21 protein-coding genes and 1 tRNA gene are annotated in these 24,875 nt (G+C 32.2%); 7 read left to right on the plus strand and 15 right to left on the minus strand.

What is annotated here, in order from left to right; genetic code table 11:
- Positions 1-5: 5 nt before the first annotated feature.
- The 4 genes from NH341_RS01630 to NH341_RS01645 form a co-directional block, all read right to left on the minus strand.
- Positions 6-851 carry an MBL fold metallo-hydrolase gene (locus tag NH341_RS01630; protein ID WP_047788132.1) on the minus strand — a complete coding sequence of 282 codons (846 nt, stop codon included), beginning with the start codon at positions 849-851 and terminating at the stop codon, positions 6-8.
- Between the two features lie 80 nt (positions 852-931).
- Positions 932-1,002 (minus strand) — tRNA-Cys (locus tag NH341_RS01635).
- A 55-nt stretch (positions 1,003-1,057) separates the two neighbouring features.
- Positions 1,058-1,420 carry a dihydroneopterin aldolase gene (gene folB / locus NH341_RS01640; protein ID WP_047788131.1) on the minus strand — a complete coding sequence of 121 codons (363 nt, stop codon included), beginning with the start codon at positions 1,418-1,420 and terminating at the stop codon, positions 1,058-1,060.
- A 96-nt stretch (positions 1,421-1,516) separates the two neighbouring features.
- The gene (locus NH341_RS01645; RefSeq protein ID WP_239178342.1) at positions 1,517-4,342 is read right to left on the minus strand and encodes a glycosyl hydrolase; all 2,826 of its coding nucleotides are present in this window, start codon (positions 4,340-4,342) and stop codon (positions 1,517-1,519) included.
- Between the two features lie 142 nt (positions 4,343-4,484).
- Here NH341_RS01645 and NH341_RS01650 point away from each other — a divergent pair, with 142 nt between their 5' ends.
- The 7 genes from NH341_RS01650 (at position 4,485) to NH341_RS01680 (ending at position 10,724) form a co-directional block, all read left to right on the plus strand.
- Entirely contained in the window at positions 4,485-5,372 is an 888-nt protein-coding gene (locus NH341_RS01650) for a RimK family alpha-L-glutamate ligase (RefSeq protein WP_073182409.1), read from the plus strand.
- Positions 5,353-6,318 carry a succinylglutamate desuccinylase/aspartoacylase family protein gene (locus NH341_RS01655; RefSeq protein ID WP_073182408.1) on the plus strand — a complete coding sequence of 322 codons (966 nt, stop codon included), beginning with the start codon at positions 5,353-5,355 and terminating at the stop codon, positions 6,316-6,318. Before NH341_RS01650 ends, NH341_RS01655 begins: the two co-directional genes overlap by 20 nt.
- Before the next feature lie 166 nt (positions 6,319-6,484).
- A complete protein-coding gene (locus NH341_RS01660) occupies positions 6,485-7,798 on the plus strand; it encodes a DEAD/DEAH box helicase (RefSeq protein WP_073182407.1) in 1,314 nt (437 codons plus the stop codon).
- A gap of 217 nt (positions 7,799-8,015) precedes the next feature.
- Positions 8,016-8,600, plus strand: coding sequence for a Crp/Fnr family transcriptional regulator (locus NH341_RS01665; protein ID WP_073182406.1), 585 nt, complete (start codon positions 8,016-8,018; stop codon positions 8,598-8,600).
- A gap of 73 nt (positions 8,601-8,673) precedes the next feature.
- On the plus strand, positions 8,674-9,966 hold the full coding sequence (locus NH341_RS01670) for an aminopeptidase P family protein (protein ID WP_159488752.1): 1,293 nt from the start codon (positions 8,674-8,676) through the stop codon (positions 9,964-9,966).
- 97 nt (positions 9,967-10,063) lie between these two features.
- Entirely contained in the window at positions 10,064-10,285 is a 222-nt protein-coding gene (locus NH341_RS01675; protein WP_253055534.1) for a PLD nuclease N-terminal domain-containing protein, read from the plus strand.
- A gap of 16 nt (positions 10,286-10,301) precedes the next feature.
- Positions 10,302-10,724 (plus strand): hypothetical protein, encoded by a 423-nt coding sequence (locus NH341_RS01680; protein WP_073182404.1) that lies wholly within the window; start codon positions 10,302-10,304, stop codon positions 10,722-10,724.
- A gap of 47 nt (positions 10,725-10,771) precedes the next feature.
- Here NH341_RS01680 and NH341_RS01685 read toward each other — a convergent pair whose 3' ends face one another.
- From NH341_RS01685 to NH341_RS01735, 11 genes are all read right to left on the minus strand, one after another.
- On the minus strand, positions 10,772-11,134 hold the full coding sequence (locus NH341_RS01685) for a cupredoxin domain-containing protein (RefSeq protein ID WP_073182403.1): 363 nt from the start codon (positions 11,132-11,134) through the stop codon (positions 10,772-10,774).
- A gap of 103 nt (positions 11,135-11,237) precedes the next feature.
- Positions 11,238-11,795: a carboxymuconolactone decarboxylase family protein gene (locus NH341_RS01690; RefSeq protein WP_047788122.1), complete on the minus strand. Its 558-nt coding sequence runs from the start codon at positions 11,793-11,795 to the stop codon at positions 11,238-11,240.
- Between the two features lie 395 nt (positions 11,796-12,190).
- On the minus strand, positions 12,191-13,036 hold the full coding sequence (locus tag NH341_RS01695; RefSeq protein ID WP_073182401.1) for a helix-turn-helix domain-containing protein: 846 nt from the start codon (positions 13,034-13,036) through the stop codon (positions 12,191-12,193).
- Between the two features lie 143 nt (positions 13,037-13,179).
- Complete coding sequence (locus NH341_RS01700) at positions 13,180-13,779, minus strand: hypothetical protein (RefSeq protein WP_253055535.1); 600 nt, start codon at positions 13,777-13,779, stop codon at positions 13,180-13,182.
- Between the two features lie 228 nt (positions 13,780-14,007).
- Positions 14,008-15,987 (minus strand): hypothetical protein, encoded by a 1,980-nt coding sequence (locus NH341_RS01705; protein WP_253055536.1) that lies wholly within the window; start codon positions 15,985-15,987, stop codon positions 14,008-14,010.
- A 112-nt stretch (positions 15,988-16,099) separates the two neighbouring features.
- A complete protein-coding gene (locus NH341_RS01710) occupies positions 16,100-16,717 on the minus strand; it encodes a hypothetical protein (RefSeq protein WP_073182397.1) in 618 nt (205 codons plus the stop codon).
- Positions 16,718-16,785: 68 nt separating this feature from the next.
- Positions 16,786-17,214: a phage holin family protein gene (locus tag NH341_RS01715; protein WP_047788116.1), complete on the minus strand. Its 429-nt coding sequence runs from the start codon at positions 17,212-17,214 to the stop codon at positions 16,786-16,788.
- Positions 17,207-17,638, minus strand: coding sequence for a TIGR02594 family protein (locus NH341_RS01720; RefSeq protein WP_073182396.1), 432 nt, complete (start codon positions 17,636-17,638; stop codon positions 17,207-17,209). The genes NH341_RS01715 and NH341_RS01720 overlap by 8 nt, the downstream gene beginning before the upstream one ends.
- Positions 17,639-17,948: 310 nt before the next feature.
- Positions 17,949-18,374: an SMI1/KNR4 family protein gene (locus NH341_RS01725; protein ID WP_253055538.1), complete on the minus strand. Its 426-nt coding sequence runs from the start codon at positions 18,372-18,374 to the stop codon at positions 17,949-17,951.
- A 5-nt stretch (positions 18,375-18,379) separates the two neighbouring features.
- A complete protein-coding gene (locus NH341_RS01730) occupies positions 18,380-21,043 on the minus strand; it encodes an HNH endonuclease (RefSeq protein WP_253055539.1) in 2,664 nt (887 codons plus the stop codon).
- Positions 21,044-21,272: 229 nt separating this feature from the next.
- Entirely contained in the window at positions 21,273-24,833 is a 3,561-nt protein-coding gene (locus tag NH341_RS01735) for a hypothetical protein (protein WP_253055541.1), read from the minus strand.
- Positions 24,834-24,875: the final 42 nt, after the last annotated feature.

Below are 24,875 nucleotides of genomic sequence, written 5' to 3' on the forward strand. Positions count from 1 at the left end.
CTATCTTAATTAAAAATATCTGTAAACTTAAATGTTTCCTTTAAACGAACTCCTTTTTCTGTATGCTTTACGGTTATTACTTCGTTGTAAGCGTCATGTTCTAAAAACAGGTAAAATTCTTTATCTGCTGCTTCGTTTAAAAAAGCTTCTTTCTCTTTTAAGGTAAGTAGTGGCCTTGTATCGTACCCCATAACATAAGGCAAAGGAATATGACCCGCTGTTGGTAGTAAATCTGCCATAAACACCAATGTTTTTCCTTGATATTCTATTTTCGGTAGCATTTGTTTTTCGGTATGTCCATCTTTGAACAACACATCAAACCCAACATAATCTTTTGCGTTTAGATGCAAAAAGTTTAGTTGTCCGCTTTCTTCAATTGGTAAGATGTTTTCTTTTAAAAAAGATGCTTTTTCTCTCGCATTTGGGTGTACTGCCCAATCCCAATGACGTTGATTACTCCAAAAACGTGCGTTTTTAAAAGCTGGTTCATACCCCGTTCTATCTTTGTTCCATTGAATTGCTCCTCCACAATGATCGAAATGTAAATGTGTTAAAAACACGTCGGTAATATCATCTCTATGGAAACCATGTTTTGCTAAAGAAGTATCTAATGAAAAGTCTCCATATAAATAATAATATCCAAAAAACTTATCGGACTGCTTATTACCAATTCCTGTATCAATTAGCGTTAAACGATCACCATCTTCAATCAACATACAACGCATGCCCATTGAAATCATGTTGTTTTCATCGGCAGGATTTGTCTTTTGCCAAATTGTTTTCGGAACTACGCCAAACATAGCGCCTCCGTCTAATTTAAAGTTTCCTGTTTCTATCGGATAAATTCGCATAACTACAAAGATGCAGAATTTTAGCGAATTAATTTGTTAAGGAAAACAAAAAAGCTCATCAATAATTGATGAGCTTTTTGAGGTGTCGAGCGGATTCGAACCGCTGTAGATGGTGTTGCAGACCACTGCCTAGCCACTCGGCCACGACACCTTATATTGATAAGGACTGCAAATTTACAGCTTTTATCTTTTTTTGCAAGCTTTTTTTACTTTTTACGCACTTCTGATAAAACAATTGCAACCTCAGCAACATTTCCTCCAATGGGTGGGTTAATTTTTGCTACGCTAACCTCCGCTTCATCAACAAGTTGTATTTCTTTAAAAATTCTACTTAAAATTCGTTGAGCAACATGCTCTAGTAATTTAGAACGAATTGCCATCTCTTCTTTTACAATTTTATTCAAATGCACATAATCTACCGTATCAACCAAATTATCTGTTTTTGCAGATGTTTGTAAATCAGCTTTTACTTCAATATCAACTCTATATTCCGAACCGATTCTTGCTTCTTCATCTAAGCATCCGTGATTTGTAAAAACACGAATGTCGTTTACACGTATTATTCCCATACCGCAAAAATAGTAATGTTTCTTTATTAAGTTGTGTAAATTTTATTTCAAAAAAAGAGAAAAACAGTTTTGTTTTTCTCTTTTATAATCTCTTTGTTAAAGAACTTCAAATGTTTGACTTAACTCACCCACTGTTACTTTATATTTCCCTTTAGGTAAATAATACTTGTTATTCTTTGCTTTTTTTACCTTAGCTTCTTTGTTTTTCTTTAAGTACTTTTTTCTTCCTTTTTCAGAAAAAGAAACATCATACACTACTTCATTAAATCCTTTTGTTGCTTTAGCCTTTATAGTATTTACCAAAACTTTACCCGAATATATTTCTAGCACAACTTCTTTATTTGTAGTTACATAAAAAGGAATTGTGATTTTTGGTGTATTTGGTTCTAACCATTTACTCCAAGAACTACCCCAAGATTTTCTTTTCTTAATATCCTTAATACTGAAAATAGCTTCTTTGTTATCAAATTCTTGTAAAGAAGTAATATTCGCTTTGTACAAACTACGCCCATGTGTTCCTACTAATAAATGTTTTGCTTTAGGTTGAATTACTAAATCGTGTACTGCAACATTTGGCAATCCGTTGCTAAAAGCTTCCCATGTTGAACCTTGATTGAAAGAAACATACAATCCGTTGTCAGTTCCTAAGTATAGGACATTCTCTTTTTTAGGATCTTCCTTAATCACATTTACCGCAGAAGCTGGAATATTACTACTTATATTTTTCCATGTTTTTCCATAGTCATCAGACATGTATACATACGGTGTAAAATCATCAAAACGATATCCGTTTAACGTAACATATACACGCTCTTTCTTATACTTTGAAGCTATTACACGACTTACCCATAAATTTTGGGGTAAAGAATTAGAGATTTTCTCCCAATTTCCTCCTCCGTTTTTAGTTACTTGTACCAATCCATCATCAGAACCTACGTAGATTAATCCAAATTGAAATGGACTTTCAGAAATAGTAGTTAATGTTCCGTAAGCTACATTTCCTTCCTTTTCTCCTTTGGTTAAATCTCCAGAAATTTCTTCCCAATCATCACCTTTATTTAAAGAACGGTGTAACTTATTTCCTCCTAAATATAAAATATCTTGATTGTGTTTTGACAACTGAATAGGAGTTTGCCAATTGAATCGATATGCTGGTTTATCTTTTTTTGGTTTCGGCTGAATATAGGTTTGCTTTCCTGTTGCTCTATCAATTCGATAATAGTTTCCAAACTGATAGCCTGTGTACACTATATTCGGATTTCTGTCATCAACAGCAACCTGCATTCCGTCACCTCCCATTAAACTTTCGTAAGGATTTTGTCCTGTTTGATGCCAGCTTTTGTCAATTTTTGCATTGTGGTTTCCTACCCAAACTCCGTTGTCTTGTAATCCTCCATATACCTTGTACACTTCTTGATTATCCGCATATACGGTATAAAACTGTCCAACTGCTGGTTGGTTTAATTTAATCCAGCTCTCACCATCATCGTATGAAATATTTAGCCCTCCGTCGTTTCCATCAATTAAGTGTCCTTGTTTTTTAGGGTTTACCCATAGCGCCTGATGGTCTGCATGTACATTTTCTTTACTAATAGATGTAAATGTTTTTCCACCATCTTTCGACTTTAAAATTGGTACTCCTAATACATAGATTCCATTTTTGTCTTGCGGATCAACACGAATTTCTCCAAAATAATACCCATACGAATAGTATAAATCATCTAAATGCCCTTCATGTGTTTTTTTCCATGTTTTTCCTCCATCAGTAGTCTTAAAAACCTCCGCTCCTATTACTGGAGTATCAAATAACGCTGCATTTGCATCTTTTAAATAATCAATTAAATCACTTGGCTTCATTTCTCCCGGACTTGAGCGAATGATTTGCTTAATATTTTCCGCACGATATTTTTCTTGAAGACCATTCATTTTGATATATGAATTCAATTTTTTGTCTTTCATATTCAAAAGTTCATCTGCCGAAATTGATGCAAGCTCCTCTTTTGTTAAGGCTCCTGCTCCCTTCTCTTTCTTAGCAGCATCTTTTTTTCTTCGGAATTGACTATCGTGAAAAGCATATACCGTGTTTTGATCATATACTGCTAAACCAATTCTTCCTACTCCATCTCCATTAGGGAAACCATTATTATCAGAAATTTTAGTCCAAGTATTTCCTGCATCTGTCGATTTATAAATTGCAGAATTTTTTCCATCTCCATCAAAATTCCATGCTTTACGTTCACGCTCCCAAGCAGCAGCATATAAAATATTGAAGTTATTTGGTACAGGTTGAATATCTATAATTCCAGTATTTTCATCAATAAACAAGGTTTTTATCCAGGTTTTTCCTCCATCTGTAGTTTTAAAAATTCCTCTTTCATTGTTTGATGAATATAAATGTCCTATAGAACCTACTATTACTTCATCAGGATTTTTTGGATTGATTAAAATTCGTCCAATATGATGTGAATCGAGTAACCCAACGTTTGTCCAAGTTTTACCTTTATCGGTAGATTTTAAAATTCCGATTCCTGCATACGATGATCGAGAAGAATTATTTTCTCCTGTACCAACCCAAATTGTTCTATTTTTCCAATCTACAGCAATATCGCCTACATTTTGTGTAGGAGAGTTGTCTAGAATTGGAGTAAAAGTTGTTCCGTTATTATCAGTATGCCATACTCCTCCTGAAGCATAACCTACATAAAACTCTGTAGTATTTGCTGGGTTTACATCAATATCCACTACACGCCCACTCATCACTGTAGGTCCTATATTTTTAAAGGGAATATTTTTTACTGTAGAAGTTAAAGTTAATGCTTCTTTTTGTTGTAAAGCTTGTTGTATTTTCTCTGCAGATGTAGGTTGCTGTGCAGCTACTGTAAACGGAAATAAAGCTATTAAAGCTTTGGCTAAGGTTCTCATTATAATTTGGTTTAGAAGAAGTGAAAATACTGTAAGCAAAAACTATTTCAAAAAAATTAACAGAATATTGAGAGACTTCTTTTTGAAGTTCTTGTCAAACAAAAAAATTAGTAGCTTTGTTTAACCTCAAAATTTTTAGGTTATGACTATTTTTATTCTTTCTGTTAGTGACCAGATTTATTCAACACAAAGAATATATAAAGAGGCAAGTCGTCGTGGACATAAAGTTGAAATTATAAACCATTTAAAATGTTTTATAAAACTTGGCGATGGTAAACCTGCTATTCTATACAACGGTAAAAATATTATTGATATTCCTGATGTTATTATTCCTCGAATAGGTGTTTCAGCCATGAAACATGGAACAACAGTTGTAAAAGAGTTTGAAATGAACGGAGTATATAGTACTGCTAGTTATTTAGGTATTGTTGATGCACAGAACAAAGCTCGTACTTTACAAATAATGAGTAGAAATGGACTTCCTATTCCGCAGACTGTTTTTTCTGTTGACGCTGAAAATATTGGTGAGCAAATAGATTTATTAGGTGGTTCTCCTGTAATTATTAAGCTACAAGAAGGAACACATGGCTCTGGAGTAATTTTAGCTGAAAGCAAAAAATCTGCGATGTCTATTATTGATACTATGCACGGAACAAATACCAGTATTTTACTACAAGAATTTATTCAGGAAAGTAACAGTGAAGATATTCGTGCTTTTATTGTAAATGGCAAAGTGGTATCTTCTATGAAACGTAAAGGGCTCGAGGGGGACTTTCGTTCTAACATTCATAAAGGAGGTAGCGGACACAAGGTTACATTAACTCCCGAAGAAGAAGAAATAGCTATTAAAGCAGCTCAACACTTAGAACTTCCTATTGCTGGCGTTGATATGATTCGATCAAAAAGAGGACCTCTATTAATTGAAGTCAACTCAACTCCTGGCTTACAAGGAATTGAATCCTACACCAAAGACAATATTGCTAAAGTTATTATTAAATTTTTAGAAGAAAATGTTCGAACAAAATTTTAAAAACGAAATCATAGAAATTCGTGGACAAAAAATTGGTTTAGGCGAATCTAAATTAATTAAGATTCCAATTGATAGGTTACCTACAGGTACTCTAATAGAAATTCCTGTGTATATTTTTAATGGTAATCAATTAGGTCCTACTATTCTACTACAGGGTGGTCTACACGGAGATGAAGTAAATAGTATTGAATTAGTCAGAAGAATGTTAATTGATAAATCGTACAAAATTCACCGAGGTTGTGTTATCGTGGTTCCTTTACTTAATGTGTTTGGCTTTTTAAATATGTCGAGAGACATGCATGGTAAAGATGTAAATCGTAGTTTCCCTGGTTCAAAAACGGGTTCTTTAGCTAGTAGAATGGCGTATTATTTAATGAAAGAAATTACCAATAATGTAGATTTTGCTATTGATTTTCATACGGGAGGTGAACAACGAAATAACTTCCCACAAATACGATACACTCCTGAAGATAAAAAAGGAGTTCAACTAGCCAATATTTTCAATGCTCCATTTATGTTTGGCTCTAAACTTATTCCGAAGTCTTTTAGAAATCAATGTTATAAAAATAATATTCCTGTAATTGTTTATGAAGGAGGAGAATCGTTACGGCTTGAAGAGCATGCTATTAAACAAGGTATTAACGGAACACTTCGTGTTTTAAAACATTTTAAAATGATAAGTGAAAATATAGAAATACCTAAAAACACTACTTCAATACACATTAATAAACATAAATGGGTTCGTGCTAAAGTAGCTGGCTTATTTACTTCTGTTGTTAACAATGGTAATCAAATAATAAAAGGACAAATATTAGGGTATATTATGGATACCTATGGAGAAACAAATTTTTCCGTAAAATCACCTTACGATGGATATATCATTGCTAAAAATAATTTTCCAATCATTAATATGGGAGATGCTTTATTCCACATAGGGAAACCATAACAACTTTTCTTAATTGTTGTTTTTAGTTCTCTCATTAAATCAGTTATATTAATATAGAAGCATCTTAGGTAAGGCTTTTTTTATTTATAGCCGAACCCCAATAAAATAGCAGTACCTTTGCTGGCTCATAGTAGTATTTTCTTTAAATACTACTGAAGAATTATATATGACATTTACATCGTTAGGTTTATCAAAAGCTTTAGTGAAAGCTGTAACCGAAAAAGGGTACGAAACTCCCTCTCCTATTCAAGAAAAAGCAATTCCCGTTATTTTAGAAGGTAAAGACGTATTAGCCTCTGCACAAACTGGAACCGGTAAAACAGCAGGGTTTACTTTGCCTATTTTACAAAACATATCAGAAAAAAAGAATCCGAAATACCGTCCAATTAAAGCATTAGTGCTAACTCCTACAAGAGAATTAGCAGCTCAAGTATATGATAATGTGCGCGAATATAGCACGCATTTAAACATTAAATCTACCGCTATTTTTGGTGGTGTAAAACCAAGTTCTCAAATAGCTACTCTTAAAAAAGGAATAGATATTTTAGTAGCTACTCCTGGTAGATTAATTGATTTACATGAACAAAATCAACTTTCTTTAAAACGTGTAGATGTTTTGGTTTTAGATGAAGCCGACAGAATGTTAGACATGGGGTTTTTACGAGATATTAAAAAAATCATCTCTTTTTTACCACAAAAACGTCAAAATTTATTGTTTTCGGCAACTTTTTCAAAAGAAATAAAAAAATTAGCACAAGGTATTTTACACAACCCGGTTTTAGTTGAAACAGCTCCTGAAAATACAACTGCCGAAAAAGTAAATCAGAAACTATACAAAGTTCCGAAGAGCAAGAAAACAGAATTGGTTGGTCAGTTAATTTCAAAAGGAAACTGGAGCCAGGTATTAATTTTTACTCGAACCAAGCACGGTGCTAATAGGTTGACTGAAAAACTAATTAAACGAGGAATTTCAGCAGCAGCTATACATGGTAACAAAAGTCAAGGAGCAAGAACCAAAGCTCTAAAAGGCTTTAAAGATAATTCTATCAGAGTACTGGTAGCTACCGATATTGCTGCTCGTGGATTAGACATTCCATTATTACCACACGTTATTAATTTTGAACTTCCCAATGTTCCTGAAGACTATGTACACAGAATTGGTAGAACAGGAAGAGCTGGTGCTAGTGGCGAAGCAATTTCTTTGGTCGCACAAGAGGAAGAAGCTTATTTAAAAAGTATTGAGAAGTTATTAGGGCAAAAAATAGCTATTTCTGAATTAGAAGGTTTTGATTTATCTACTATAAAAAATGAAATAACTACTGAGCGACCAAAGCAGCAATCTAGAAACAAACCGACTAAAAAAACACTTAAAACATCTTCTAATTCAAAGAAAAAAGTGTCAACAGAAAACACTAAAAAACATACTCCTAGAAAACGAAATAATCGTAATAGGAAAAATAATAACAAAACATCTCGTTAACAATTTTACTTCTTTAATTATTAAGTTTTTTGAAGTTTCATTACTAAAAAACTTCTATGTTAATTCTTTGAAAAACTAAAGAAGTTATTAAAATATTAGATAAAAAGCCTATACCAGATTAGTTGAGTTAAAATCAATTATCAATACAATTTATTTCAAAGGATGCTGTAAAAAGCATCCTTTTTTATACTTTTAAGCTAAAAATTTATTTCCATAAATGGATGCTTCTAAAAAAGCTATTACACAGCACATACAAAACATTATAAATAATGAAGTCTTAAATATGTTAATTCCAGAAATTATTGACTGTTTTAAAGAGTTTTCCTTATCTAGAAATGATTTTTTTGTTAAAAAAGGAAACGTTTGTTCCTATTTTTGTTTTATAGAAAGTGGCATTTTACAACATGCTGTTTCGGTTTCTGGAGAAGAAAAGACCACTTATTTAGCTTTAAAAAATAGTTTTACCTCATCATTAAAAAGTTTTTTACAACAAACTCCTTCTCCTAAAAACATTAAAGCTTTGAGTGCCTGCAAGCTTTGGATTATTAACATAAGTGATTTTAAACATTTAATGAAACATAATAAGGCCTTTTATCAGTTTTATTACAACTTAGTCGAACATCAAATTTTTTTGATTGACGATTACCGCATTGATTTACTGACTTTAACTCCTGAAGAGCGTTATAAAAAACTACTCGTAAACGAACCTAAACTACTTCAAGAAGTTCCACTACATTATTTAGCTTCTTTTTTAGGAATTTCTACTCGCCATATGAGTAGAATTCGAAAAAACATAAATTAGCGCCAAATGGCTAATATTTGCATAGTTTCTTTCCGTATTTTTGAGGGAATCTTATCAATTTAATTGAAACATTATGAAGTACGACGCAATAAACAGTCAATTATTTATAAAAAACCGTAAAAACTTCATGGCTCAAATGAAGCCTAGTAGTTTAGCTATTTTTAACTCAAACGATATTTATCCTGTAAGTGCCGATAGCACGTTACCTTTTGAACAACACCGTGATATTTTCTTTTTAAGTGGTGTTGACCAAGAAGAAAGTATATTAATTTTATTTCCTGATTGTCCGAAAGAAAATCTACGTGAAGTACTATTTTTACGTGAAACTAACGAGCATATTGCTGTATGGGAAGGTGAAAAACTAACCAAAGAAAGAGCATTAGAGACTAGCGGTATTAAAAACGTATACTGGTTACAAGACTTAGAAAAAGTACTGGCTGAAATGATGGCTTTAGCTGATACGGTTTATATCAACACGAACGAACATTACCGTGCTAGTGTTGAAACTGAAACTCGTGAAGCTCGTTTTACTAAATGGTTATTAAACAAATATCCTGCACATTCAGTAGCAAAAAGTAACCCAATTTTACAACGTTTACGTTCGGTAAAAGATCAAATCGAAATTGATTTAATTCAAACGGCTTGTGACATTACTGAAAAAGGATTCAGACGTGTGTTAGACTTCGTAAAACCTGGTGTTTGGGAATATGAAATAGAAGCAGAATTCATTCACGAGTTCATCAGAAATCGTTCTAAGAAATTCGCTTATACCCCAATTATTGCTTCTGGTAACAATGCAAACGTATTGCACTATATTGAAAACAACCAACAATGTAAAGCAGGTGATTTATTACTGATGGATGTTGGAGCTGAATATGCTAACTATTCTTCGGATATGACTCGTACCATACCTGTTTCTGGTCGTTTTACCGACAGGCAAAAAGCGGTATACAATGCTGTTAACCGTGTAAAAAACGACGCTACAAAAATGTTAGTTCCAGGAACTCTTTGGGCTGAGTACCATGTTGAGGTTGGTAAATTAATGACTTCGGAATTATTAGGTTTAGGGTTATTAGACAAAGCTGATGTGCAAAATGAAGACCCTAACTGGCCAGCATACAAAAAATACTTTATGCACGGTACTTCTCACCACATGGGCTTAGATACGCATGACTACGGATTGTTACATGAACCAATGCAAGCAAACCAAGTATTTACAGTTGAACCTGGTATTTATATTCCTGATGAAGGTTTTGGTATTCGTTTAGAAGATGATGTAGTTATTCAAGAAACAGGTGAGCCATTCAACTTAATGCGCAACATACCTATTGAAGCAGACGAAATAGAAGATATTATGAATAAATAGTATCATTTTCCATATTTTAAAAGCGTTATTAAAATTTCTATTAAAAGGAGTTTTAATGGCGTTTTTATTTTACTACTTTTAGCGTTTAAAAATCATTATGATGACTACCTATATAGAAATGGTTGGAGTATGGCAACTAATTTTAATCTTAATTGTTTTACTTGGAATTATTCCAACAATAATTGCGCTTATTGATATTTTAAAAAGTAAATTTAAAGGAAACAATAAAATTGTCTGGATTCTCGTTGTTTTATTAGCTAACTTTTTTGGTGCTTTTTTATATTTCCTAATTGGAAGAGAACAAAAAATAAAAGAGTGAACAAAAATCCTTTACTATGAAAACCCTACTTTATATATTCGCTTTTGCATTGATTTCTTGTGCTTCAACTCAAATAAACAAGATTGATAATTCCGATTTGGTCGGAACATGGAATTGGACCAATACTGATGGTGGTTTTGGAAACCATATTCATAAAACTCCCGAAACACTCAACAAAAACGTACAATTAACCTTGTTGAAAAACAATCAGTTTTCTATATCAAAAAATGACTCCCTCATTTCAAAAGGTACATACACCCTAGAAATGAAAAAGGCAATTTATTCAAATAAACAAGAACGTTTTATACAACTTTCCAACGATCAGCAATTTTCAGGAATTGTCCTCTCAGGAATTATTAGGTTCATAAAACCAAATACTTTAGAAATTTCTGACAATAACTACGATGGACTTGGAAGTAGATTTGTAAAATTGAATTAAAAAACCCGTAAAAACGGGTTTTTTATTATTAATCAATTATTAAAACACTACTCTACTGTTAAAGTATATTGAGGTGTTGGATTAAGCGGACAAAAGTACACGTACTCCCCTTTTGTTAAAGTTACTTTTTTAGAGCTTGACTTACTGTTGTTTTTTACTAAAGAAGTTACATACGCGTTTTTTATATGATGCTTTTCTTCTGTTTTTCCTTTTGGTGCTAATACAAACCCTACATCGTGTCCTACATTCTTGTTTGAAATTTCAAAAACATAAGTTCCTTCTGAAAGTGTTAACGATTTTTGAGTGAATTTTCCTTTTGTTTGCTCTAAAGAAATGGTTTTTGCTTTTTGTGCATTTGCTGTAAATGCAAACCCTACTAATAATACTAAAATAGCTACTACTTTTTTCATTTTTATTGATTTTTATGATTTTACTTTTTATAGATGAATAGCTCTGTAACCTAAAACCCCGTAACTACACTTTGTAAATAAGGCCACAAGAGCTATTCGTTTTTTATGCACTTTGTGTGAATTTTCCTGCTTCTACTTTTGGAAAATCAACTTCAGTTTCTGCTATATGATTTACATAGTTTGTTAAGGTGTTGGCTACAACATTTAATACAATTTCTAAAATATCTCCGTCGTTATACCCAGCTGCTTTTACCTCAGCTATTTCTACTGAACTTACATTTCCTTTGTTTTTTGTAACACTTTGTGCAAATTTTAAGCCTGCTTTGGTTTTAGCATCAGAAGCCTCTGCTTGTCGGTTTTGTTCAATTTCTTCCTCTGACAAGCCATTGTTTTTTCCTATTGCCGTGTGTGCTGATAAACAATAGTTACATTCATTTTCTTCTGCTATAACTAATGCTAATTGCTCTCTAAATTTGTTTGAAAAATTCCCGCTTCCATTTAATTCTCCCAAGCTTAGATAGCTTTGTAAAAGTGCTGGTGAATTTCCCATTACTTTAATTAGGTTTGGAATAAATCCTAACTTATTTTGAACTGCATCAAACAATTCTTTTGATTTTCCTGTTGTGGTTTCTGGGTTTAAAGTTTCAATTCTTGTGCTCATAATTTTACTATTTTAAAGTTGTCTTTTTAGTTTGTTTTTTCACAGTTACATAATTCTCTTTCAGGAAACTGCTCATCGTATTCTTGATATCCCCAACAATTAGGGCATTGGTTAATTTCTGTTCTCATAATTCGTTGTTTTTGAATTCTGATACAAAGGTGCGACAGAAATAAGCCTTAAAAAATGGACAAAGGTTCTTAAAACTTGGACAAGCTATTTTTGCTAACATTTTTCTTACAAAAAACTAGCTTTTAATTCATGGTTTCGTAAAATACAGGTAACGTAACAACACGTTTATAGTAGTACTTTTAAGGCGTCGAAAAGGTTGTTTGTATTAGTGTAACAAAAAACTTTATTAGTTGTGTAGTTTACCACGCGTTGCGTGGTTTTTTCTTTTATAAGCTATAGCTTCTTTTAAATTGTTTTGGCGATTGCCCTGTAGCTTTGGTAAAAAACCGAGAAAAGTACGCAGGATCATTAAATCCTAAATCAAAAGCAACTTGTTTAATAGAATCATCTGTATACAACAACAGTCTTTTTGCTTCGGTAATAATTCTGTTTTTTATAAAGTCGCTTGGAGTTTCCGTTCCTATTTTTTGAAGGTGTTTTGTTAGTGATTTTGGTGATAAGCCTAACCGATAAGCATATCCTGTAACTCGGTGTATCTTTTTAAAATTTTGCTCTACCAATAGGCTAAAATCTTTAAAAAGCTTGGTTTCTACACTCTCTTTTACAACATCTTTTTCTTTTTTTATTCGTACTGAATATACAATAAACTGTTTTAAAAGCGATTGTAGCATATCGTATTGGGCTGTTTCTTCTAACTCAAACTCTTCTTTTAGGTTTTGAAGAATAAAATCTAATTTTTGCGTTTCTTTTTCTGAAGGTACTACAAAAGGTGTTTCATATATATTATTAAACAATACTCCATTACATGATACCTCTGCATCGTGTGTTTGAATACAATAAAAATCTCTTGTAAAACTAAGTTGATAGGCTTCTTTAATTTTTTCGGAATCTACTGAAAATACTTGTCCTGGTGATAAAAAAAATAATACTCCATCTTCAAAAGAGTAACTTTTAAAATCGATATTATACTTACCTGTTCCTTCTTTTATCCAAAATACTTTGTATTGATTTATTTGCTGTGGTGAGTTTACTACACATGATTCTTCAAACTGAACTGTTTGCAACGAAAAAATATTTTGATAGGAGTAGTTTTGAATATCTTGTACCGCCATTTATACATAGTTTTATTGTTTGTCGAAAAAAATAGAGAGAGCTGACAAGTTTTTAAAACTTAAAATTCGCTTTAAAACCCGAATAATTGATGATTCGGGTTTTAAGACGAATTTTAAACCTCTATAGTTGAAAGTTAATTCTTTTAATTCAACAATCGGTAGCCTACTCCAATATTATGCGTAGGTTGATTGAGCTGATTGATATTTAATCGGTAACTAGCAAACCATTTTCCTTTTCTGTTGTATTGCAACCCGAAACTTAGGTTGTCAAAAGTTTGTGGATTTCCTCCTATTTCGGTAAAGAGATACAAGCCACTTCTGTAGGTTTTTGGATGCTCAATCGTTTTGGTAATAGTTATTTCTCGGGGTACTTTGAGTTTATACGATAACTGACTATCTAACAATTTTCCTTTTACCAAATCGTAGTTATAAATTTCTATATCGGCATTCTTTAAAGTATCTCGGTATATTTTTGCGGCTACATAATCGTTAGTGTCTTTGATAAAAATGGTGTCTTTTACAATCTTGGTGACATCATTTTTATGGACATACACTTTTTGGTATTTAATGGTTTGTACCTTAAACGTATCTATTTTGGTTTGCCAAACGGTGTCTTTTACTACGGTTATTTTTGGGGTTTGTGGGTTTGTTTTTTGATATCTCTTAGTAAAAAGATTGATAAATAACAGCACTATAATGACACCCAATAATAACCTGTCGGTTTTATGATTAAAAAAATTCATGCTATTTTGTTTTAGGGTTTATACCTTTTACAACTTGAAATTATAACTGGTATTAGAAAAATGTTTGTCAGTTCAAAGAGCGAAGAATGAGTGACGAAAAATCTCTTAAAGATGAGATTTCTCCTCATATCTCGTCGAAATGACACCAAACACTAAAAATTAACAGGAAAAAGAACCACTAAAAACGATTGTTAGGGGTTAGACTTTAGTTTTTGGTTATTCTCTCTATCAAACCAATTGAGGAATAAATTTAACCATTCTTGCAACTCCTGAAGCATCAATATCTTGATAGTATAAATCTATACTATCATCTGGTTGCTTATAATAATTAGTAAAATTAAAGTTATAATTATATTTATCTCCACTGTACGCACTTACTGAAGGTATATTTAACCTACCTGTTAATTCTTTTATATTAAACTTCGCACCCCAAAAGCTTACCTTATTCTTAGGGTAAATTATTTCAAAGTCATTTATAGATGTATTAAATATACATTCTTTAAATGTAACTAAATTAGTGTAAGACTCACTAATGGGAACGTATGTACTTTCATCAAACTGGAGTTTAAAAGAATTTATTTTTCCATTAAAAATTACATTATATAATTCAGCAAAACAAGTGAATCCGTTTACCGTATTATTAAATGTTGTTCTTCTTACGTTATTAATAAAGTAACAAAATTCAATGTCTCCTTTAAATATTCCACTTAAACTTCTTCTAACAATAGTCCCTATTATTCTAACTCTATTGCTCGCGTTATCACTTTTAAGAAATATTGAGTTGTTTATACTACTAATGTAACCATAAGATATAAACAAGTCAGGTGCACTATCAATCCCCTTACTTAATTCTTTTTCTCCATTAAGAATCTCTAAATTACTTAAGTTAAAAACTACTGTATTTCCACTTATATTCACCAACTTTTTTTGCATCTCTGTTATACTTCCTAAAAAAACAGTACCAGGTGCTGCTGAAGAGTTTGTTTCATTTCTACCTACCATCAGTCTAACTTCTGTACAATTGGTTATAGTAACTCCTTCATTATATTCTGAATTAACATACTTTATCTCACAATCAAAAGCTTTACCTTTAATCACTATATTTCTATTATGAAGCTTTACCTTACAAGCTTGTTCTTTTGTAGGAATTGCTGTATTAGAAAAAGTTAAATACTCTTGTGAGTCGTTTACATCAATAACAATATTCATGTAAGCTTTAGTTTTTGTGTAATTATAGTCTTCAAAAAAAGTAGTTGTAGTACCAAAAGGTTGCCTATTCCAATAAAACAGGTTATTTATATTGTCACCTGCAGAAGAATTATCATTTTTATAAGCTACTCTCATATAACTCAAATCTTCTGGAGCTTTTGCCAAACTATATCTAGGATAACTAATTGATGAATCATATACAGGTATTGAACCTTTATATCTTACAAATTTTTCTGTTCTAAAATCGTAAGGAGTTTCAATTTCTAACTCCTTGTCAATCCTATTCAAAATAGTTCCTTGGTTAGCTATATTTGTTACAGGACTGTTTGCCTCATCTACTCCATCAAATGTTACAGTAGATACATCATATTCAACTTTATCATTTACATAGGTTAAACTTCTTGCTGTAGAAAATAAAGTATTATTAGTTTCTGCTTTTACGACTAGTTTTTCAACAGGTGAATCTTGCTTAATAACATCTGTATCAATCTGTTTATAGATATTTTTAAAATCAAAAGAGTATTCTTGATCTGGTACTAAACTATTTGTTGATATTAAATTTAATAAGTCATCATAAGTCGTTTCAATGACTGACAGCTCTGTTCCAATAGTCCCCACTAATGAAGATATATCAATACTAAAAGCACTATCATCATCTCTTTTAACAATAAGGTTGTTTCCTTGTACTTCTCCACTTACCAATCGTGCTAAATTTATATTATCTAAATAAGGCGTTAAGTCAATTTGTGAAACGCTTACGCCATCTTTTAATAAATCAACGGTGTTAGTTCCAGAAATGGGAGATAATGTATATTCAGGTGCTTGTTGCTCAGAAGCAATACTAACCTCTCCTGTTTCATCAATGACAAATCTGCGGTTGGCTTCTCCTTCGGGTTGTTTGGCATCTATATAACTATCAATTAAATCGGCATATTGTTGTTGTGTAGGCTTATCGCCTGTTTCAAAAAATTGTTTTAAGGTTTCTTTGTTTTGTTTCATTTTTGTTCTTTTTTATCGTTTTTAAGTTTTTTTGATAAAAAAGAGCCACTAAAAACTGTTTTTGTTAGGGGCTAGACTTTGTAATTATTTCAAATATTAATTTTTAATACAATTAGCTTAATATCTCCTTTGATGTATATGAGAAGTTTATGTATAACGTTTCATTATCCCAAACCCTATCTTTAATATTTACTCTTCCTAAATCATGTCTTACATAACAACCATAATTCTCATGAGCTTGTATATTATAAACGGTTCCTGAGACAGATACACCAATAGGAAAACCATCAATGTTAGGTGCAATATATACTTCTCCATAAGTAGCTTGACCATCAGACGTTACGCCTGATAATATTATATCAACAAAAACACGGTCTCCAATAGTATAATACTCACCTTTTACTTGTTGTACTGAAAATGAAGATCCTGTAGCAAAAAAACTAGGTGTAAATACACCTTCAGTAATATTAACTCTAGGAGCTGCATTAATCACTGGCTGTAAAGGATCTGTTTCATCAATCATAATATTAGTTCCTGCTTGGTAAGTTGGAACTTGCTGTTCAGAAGTTACACTTACCTCTCCTGTTTCGTCAATTACAAACCTTCGGTTGGGTTCTCCTTCGGGTTGTTTGGCATCGATATAGCTATCAATTAAATCGGAATATTGTTGTTGGGTTGGCTTGTCGCCTGTTTCAAAAAATTGTTTTAATGTTTCTTTGTTTTGTTTCATTTTTGTTCTTTTTTATCGTTTTTAAATTGTTTTTGATAAAAAAGAGTCGCTAAAAAAAGTGTTAGCGACTAAACTTTTTCTTTGTCGTTGTTTTTTTGTTTTTCGGTTGTTTGCTCTAAGGTACCTTGCATACCCGCTTGTTTTAACAAACTGTGCAATGCTTTAAAGGGGTTTACTCCATAAATTTTGTTGTAGTTTTCTAAAATTGACTTTGTTTCGGTAATAGCTATAAATCCTGCTATTATTTTTAAAAAAGGAACTTCATTTACAATGTGTTTTTCTAAAAAATAAGCTGATATAATTACCAAGTTATAAATAACAAACTTAGAAATGGTATGTCCAATTCGTTCGCTTTTTATAGGTATTTGTAATTTTAAAGAAGCATAGGCTCCTGTAATAAAATCAACTACTATTAGTAACATCATGGTAGTTAACACTCCATTTAAAGGCGACAATAAAGCAAGCAACCAAAAAATGAAATGCGAAAATTTATCCATTCTTTTTTAGTTTTCTAAAGTCTAATACCCTGTTTTTAGGATATGCTTTAATACTTACACTATTTCCTTGATTACCTCCTAATAGATACACATATCGTCTGGTTTCTTTAATTAAGAACCCAACATGTCCTTTCCAGCTACTAGGATTTTCTCTCCATAAAACCACCACATCTCCTGGTTCTGGATTTGTAGTAGAGTCTCCTACCGACAACCAACTGCGTGCAGTTAGCTGGTTTGTGTGTTCATAACCTGCTTTTTTGGCTACCCAATTTGCAAAGGCACTGCACCAAGCGGTTTCATCTTTAAACTTCCCTCCATCAAAACCTAATGAAGTAAAATAGTTTACAATTTGAGGATGATCTTTTGAGCCTTTCACCTCTTTGACTCCGTATTGCGATAACGCTACTGATATTAAATTATTCATACAAATGTTTAATTTTTTTAAAGCGCTTGCAGACAAAACTTGTAAGTTGTTGATTCTTTTTCTTTTTCTAGACCTGAAAGGGGTTAATCATAACTTTTTTTCGTTTCTGCTTACATTAAAGATTAATAAATAACAATGAACTGTTAGAAAAGCAAGACAAATATACAACATATTACAATTAAAAACAAAACAAATTACAAATATTTTGCATTATGTTTTAATTTAGAAATGTTCTCTGAAATTTTCTATAGCCTTTTATAAAAAGAAAAAACCGCCTAAAATTTTAGGCGGTTTTGAGATAATTCACTCTTTATTCATCTTCTTCAAGGTTATTTATAAATTCTTTAAATGTGTTACACAACTTTAAAGGTTCTGAACCATCAAAATGAAACAAATAGACCTCCTCAAAACTATCTTCTCTCATTGAAAAAGCATATATACTTCCTCCTCCAGTACTTGCAAACGGGAAAAATGTCTTAGGTAAAGCATCTTCTCTGTGAAGATTTTCTAAAACACTTTCAATATTATTACTTCCATATATAAGTGAGTAAAAAAATGATACATCACTCTCTATTTCCCCATCCCAAAAAATGTTTTCTTTTGGTACTCCTCCATTTCCTATTAATAAAAACTTTTTATAAGATACAGGAAAAGTAAAATTATTTTTCTTCTCGAAATTCTCAATCTCTAAATTCGTTAAAGAATTCTTACTATTATTTAATGTTATTTTTTTCATCTTTTTTATAAACTAAAATTAATTTTTCTATTAGGGTACCCTATACCCATAAAGGCTTTGTAGAGTCCACCTCCTCCAATATGCGGACAAGAAAACTCATGTACTTTCCTGTTAATCAATTGCATAGAACATTCACCAGTAACAGGGTTAAAATCATCCAAATGATGCCAAACATAATCTTCCTTAAGGTTTTTAGCCAAGTCATCTGATATGCCTGCTTTTTTAAAAGCCATTTTAAAATCAATTAAATCATTTCCCGTTAATTTAATTTTAACAACTCCTGGTTTTCCATTCTTTTTCCCATAAAGAAATTGAGGTGTGTGTTTAAAATCAACACTTAAAGGAGGGGTATTGTGTTCACTAAACTTCAAAGCATCACCATTATCCCAAATTTTTTCTCTCCTGTATTTAGCAGTACTCGAATCAAAATATTCAATTACTTTTTTATAATCTGCAATTTTTTCTGCATTAGTTCTAGTTGTTAATCGAATATATTCATCTACCTCCTCTGGCTTTCCATAAAAATAAACATCACCATTTTTATCCAAAAGTTGAAGGTTATTTCTAGCTCTTGTCGGTTTTTCAATCCTTAAACCATTGGTTTCAAGAAAGTTTTTATGCTTTACATTCAAACTATCAGCCAACTCATCTAAATAACTCTGAGTCTTTTTTCGAATATTCCCTCCACTAGAACGAATTTCATCAATCTTCTGAGCAAATTTCCGAATAGCATCTTCAGTCCCTTCTAAAATGGTTTTATCTCCTTGCTTAACAGTGTAAATAACTCCGTCAGGGCTTACTAAAACTTTTCCTGTGTTAGGATCTAGCTTCTCAAAAATAACAACTCCTAAATCATACAACAATTCTAAAACTGCTTCGAAGCCTTTAAATAATTGGTTTACTTTACTCGCAAGCTTCTCTATAAACTCTCCAATCCATTTTTTAAGATTATCTAAATGTTTCGCAAAGTTTTTAGCAAATTCTTTAAGCTTTCTAATCGCAGCTAAAACTACATCTACTGTTATTTCTGCTGTTTTTACCACTTTTTTAGCTACTACATTCGCTAACTCTTGATACGATTTTAATACTGCTTTGGTTGCTTTGGCTATATTCGCTGTTCCTCCAGTAGCAATAAACTGTACTACTTCCGAAGCTATAAAACCAACTAAAAACCCTATATAATACCCTAAAGCACCTGGATCTATCGTGATTTTTGTATTGGATGCCTTAGCAAATAAACCTATTAATAGTTTAGCAGTAGTTATAGGCATTTCTATTAAAAACTGCATCCATGCTTTTAGGTTTGTTAACGTGAAGGTATTGAGTACTAAATCGATAAGGTTTTCAAAACCTTCTGCTAATAAACGTAGGTAATGACCTGGTTTTTCAAAGAACTTTCCTGTTTGGATAACGCCATTTAAAACATCTACCAAAATAGCTAAAATATCAAAGATAGATTTAAAGAAATCAATAATACTATTAATAATCCCTACTAACAATCCGTTAATAAAATTGTAGGTGTTTTGTGCGTTTTCTTTTACGCCATCTAAAAACTCTTTAAGTATACCTGGTATGTGCTTAAATAATTTAGTAATACGTTCACTTTTAAAAGGCATAAGCTCTTTAAACAACCAATGTTTATTAAATCGCTCTGCAAACGTTACAATAGGGGCTTCAATGGGAACTACATAATTTTTATAAATTGAATTTGCCAATTCTTCGGAAGAAAAACTCTCATTAATATTAAGTTTTGGTAATAACGGATTGTATTTTGAGTTCTCTTTTCCGTCTACCGTTGTTTTCCAATAGTTTTCACTTAACTGTAACTTACCTATTTCTTCGCCTGAGCTTTTTAAGAATTTAGACAAATTACTTAAGGTAACATCCGCTCCCCAACGTACTATTTGCCCTCCTTTTTTCAATACCAAATAAAAATCGCTCTCTGTTGATTTTTTAAGTTCTTGCTCAAGCATTTTACTTAGCTCGTTCGTAAATACATCTACTCCATAAGCTCTAACAATTTTCGCTATGCGAATTCTGTTCGTTTCTATAAGAGAATTTACATTTTTCCCTTTTTTTATTCTAAACACTGTTCCGAAAAGGTTACTTCCTGAACTGCGTTCAATAAAAATAACTACCTCGTGTGCACTTACATTTTGTATCGCTTCATAAGCTTGTAATAATTGCGCTCCATCTTCAGAAATAAATACAGTTGTAAAAGCTTCATATTGGATACTTTTAACATCTCTGGTAGTTGGTGAAGGGGTTGCATTTACAATTACCTCCTCTAAATCGATACTATTATCAAGTTGGATATAAAACTTTTCATTAATTTTATAATAAGGCAATGTTCCGTTTTGAAAATCAACAATGGTATTTTGAATAAATGCAAAGTTTTCATCATTTTCTTCATATTGCAGTTTATTAATTTGCCCATAAGGCGAATTATTTTCTAGAAAAAAATCTCCATATTCACCAGACAATCGACTATTAAAATGTAGTAACCATTTATTTGCAGTTTTTACTCCTTTTTCTATTTCTACATATATATTGGGACTTGGAACTGCGGTTTCTTTTATTTTTTGTTGCTGAACATCTGAAAACACCACCAAATCTTTAAAATTGGTTTTGTGTTTAAAATGTTTGCTTCCATATTCATGAGCATGCATATTTTTTTGTTTTTTATGATTAATAAAAAACAAACCTCACCCTGCTCTTCTCTTTTAAAGCAAAGAGAAGAGAAGTGTTATTACGAGCTATACTTGGCAATCCTTTAAGTTTAAAACTCTTGATACATAGATTGCTTCATTTTTTTCGCAATGACGTAAAAAAATATAGGGTGAGGTTTGTGACTGTGTGTATAGAAAAATGTTTGTTTAACAAACATTTTTACTGCACTTATGCTACATTGTTGGTCTCGCCTACAATATCGTAATCTACACCATCAGGTCCCTGTCCTATCTTATAAGTACTTACATCAAATAAGCCTTGACCTTCACAGTCTGGATTACACGGCAAACCTCCTTCGTTCAATACTACAGAATCTGCTTGTAACACGGTTAAGGTTGTTGGTACACGAGTTTCCCAAGTACCTTCTACTTCACCTTCAATAGTTTGCATTTCTTCGGCAACAGAAACATATAAATCATCGTCCATATCGGTAACCATACCTTGACCATTCCAAATTTCACCAGTTTTCATATACCAGTTTACCATTTCTTCAAAACCAGGACGCACTGGTACTACAGCTCTTGCCATACCACTTTGTAAAAAAGCTTGGAAAATAGGGTCGCTACCTTCGTTATATTCAAAATTAGCATCCCAATCACCTTTGTCTGCATAAAAGTATGGGTAAAAAGTATATGCCATAATCTCCCAATCAAAAGCTTGTTCAAAAAACTTAACCGTTTCAGCATGGGTTTGGAATTCTGGTGTCCTTGTAATGTTTTTAGAACTTTCACCATCGTAGTTATCTCGAGCAAACTCTACATTTTTATGCTTCATTAAACTTACGGCAATACGTTTTAGCTCACGTTTTTCGATACTACGATTGATTTGAGAACTCAACTCTTTTTTCTTTTCATTAGGTTTGTTTTCTTGATTTTGAGACTGTATAAAGTCATTATATGCTAACACTTGTTCATTGTATGCTTCCACAATGGCTTTATAAGCTTCATTTTGCCATTTTTTTAACGCTTCTTCTGTTCTAATACACTTGACAACAACGTTAAAATTTCCCGTTAATGAATCAAAGCTTGAGGCAGAAACTGCTAATAAGTTTTTTGCTCTTGAAAAACTATCGTCTGATTTAAACGAGAATTTCGTATCTCCTTTTACTTCATTTTCCTGAATAGTATTACCTACTGCTATACGAAGTCTCCCTCCAATTTTACCTGAATCATGGGAGTATAAATTACCTACCACCTCAAAAGATTCTGTAATATAATTTTCTGAAATTTCAATTTCATCAGCAATAACACTTCCTTCTTGGCCCTTTAAGTCTTGAAAATCTAACTTATAAGATTTCATTATATTAATCTCATTTTCAGGATAATCAATATAATCAACTCCATATTGAGATAAAATATTAGCATAATTACCTTCATTCAAATCAGAAGATTTTTCAATCTTTTTAGACAACTTACTAGGGTGTACTGGTTTTTTAGGAATAATTAGCCCTTCTGTTGTCTTTTCGTCTCCATTATTGTTTTTTAAATATGAATCAATATAAAACTTTGCAGGTTCTGGTAAGGCAAATTCATACATTAAGCGCTTACCATAATTTATCAACTTATTCTTATAAATCTTATCTACCCAACGATACACTCCTGTAACATGTTTATCTCCTTTACGGTTATCAAATCCATGAGTATTATTCTCTTCAAACTCACGTAACATGCGAGACGTACGTTTGGTACTAATTTTTTGAACCACGCGCTCTAAAGCCCTTTCTGTAACTTCCTGTGCATACGTTTGTGCTTGTAAATTAGAATTTGATACTGAGTTTGAAGAAGAGGAATTAAAGTTTGTACCAAAACTATACTTTGGACCAATACTCCCACCACCACTTACACTTGCATTCGCTCCAAAACTAGTAGCACTATCGCTATTTACAATAGAAGACGCTTCACTTTGTAATTCATTGCGCTCAGTAGAAGTCGTATCCGTTAGGTTTTCTACTTCTTTTTCTGTTGCTGTTTCCGTTGTTGTTTCTGAAACTCTTAAATCTCTAGTAGAACGCTCTTTATATTCGCGTGCCATGATGTTTTCAATGTGCGACACCTCACCTGGTACATAACAACACACCTCTTGCTCCACACGTCTAAAATCAGCAATTCCCAATTGAGAAACTCCATACAATACAGTATTTTCAGCATCTATCGCTGTATTTTCATCTGTAGCAGTTTCACTTCCTTCTATAACTTTGGTTCCAATTCCTGAATACACACCAAAACGCTCTAACTCTCCTAACTTAATAGGATCATATATATCCTCAAAACTTGGTGAATTCCCTGTAATATATATTGATGAACTAAACTGTATCTTAACATCATTACTTAATGTTACCTCTCCCGAAAAAGTATTCTCTCCCAATGTAAAAACTTCTCCACCAGAGAAAAACTGTAAGTTTAATAAATTATCAGTACTTGATAGTTTTCTTACATCACTTCCTGTAATTATATTTCCAAGCGCATCTTGTAATTGGTAGCTTGCACTTTTTACAAATGCATTGGCATACCCTACATTTATACTCATAGACATCACAAACCTATCTAGTAAAACAGCTGGTTTTATATTTCCTGAATACGAATACAACTGTGTTCCTCTCATAGCGCTTAGCGTTACTGTAGTATCTCCTACACTCACTTTTTGAGCCTCTTGAGGAGTATCATCGTACACTAACTGATAATCCTTCTTAATTCGATCTCTTAAAATAGGTTTTACTTCATCAAAAGTATCATATACACTTAAACTATCAGAGTTTATTATGTTTAATGTTTCTGTAGATAAGTTTGTTGTCGCTACATCCCTATCAATCTCTAAAGCGCTTTCAAACTCAAACTTTGGCAATTGTAAGTCTGGATACGTTTTTATTTGTCTTGTAGAACCTGTGTCTGCATAAAATACTGTTTGAATTTCAGGAATTGCCTCTTCTTGTAATTGATCAATAGTGGCGTCGTAAGCTTTGAGTTCTGTTTTGTAACGTGTTGTCTCAGCCTTTCTATATAGCGTTTCTGCGTAGTCTAAATCTTTTAATACAGCTTCGTGTAATTGAATTCTGTCTTTTGCTAAAGCTACCTCTAATTGAGATTGCATATAGTCTTGTGAGCTTTTTGAAATAACGGGTTCTGTATAAGAAAACTCATTTTGCGCAGCAATAATCACCTCTTTAGGTACAATAACACTTGCATTCGCTAAACGCAGAAATTCTTTTTCATTTTCTTCAGTAAAAACAATTTCCCCTTCTGTACCTTCCGTAAAACTATTCGTAAAAGCACGAAACACTTTTAAGAACTTATTTGCTACTAATACTTGTATCAAAGCTTCTCTTACAGCAACTAACTCTTTGTCAATTGTTTGATGAAATAAATTTTCCCATAACACAAACTCTTCGTTTATAGTAAGTTCTTGTGCTGCATTCAAATTAGCTTCAATACTAGCATACGATAGCACATTCTTGTTGCGCATTAACCACCCAGAAAACTGATACAACTCTGGATGTAAGTTTTTAATTTCAAGCCTACTATTTATCGGAGTAAAACTTGTACTGTAAGCCCCTTTTAATGCTGTTTTCCTTTCTTCGTCTGTGGTCGCTCCTTGTACTGCTTGAAAAGCTAAACTTTCTGCTTTTTTTTCTTCTGGAAAGGAAACAAATCCAGTTTCTTTGTCTTCAATTAATTGTGGACTACGTAATGTTACAAACCTAAATAGGTTTGATTTGATTGGTTTTTTACTCATTTTTATAAAATTTAATTAATTTTTTAATCAAGCTCAAAAAGA

The organism is Tenacibaculum sp. XPcli2-G (assembly GCF_024124505.1).
GTDB classification, from domain to species: Bacteria; Bacteroidota; Bacteroidia; order Flavobacteriales; family Flavobacteriaceae; genus Polaribacter; species Polaribacter mesophilus.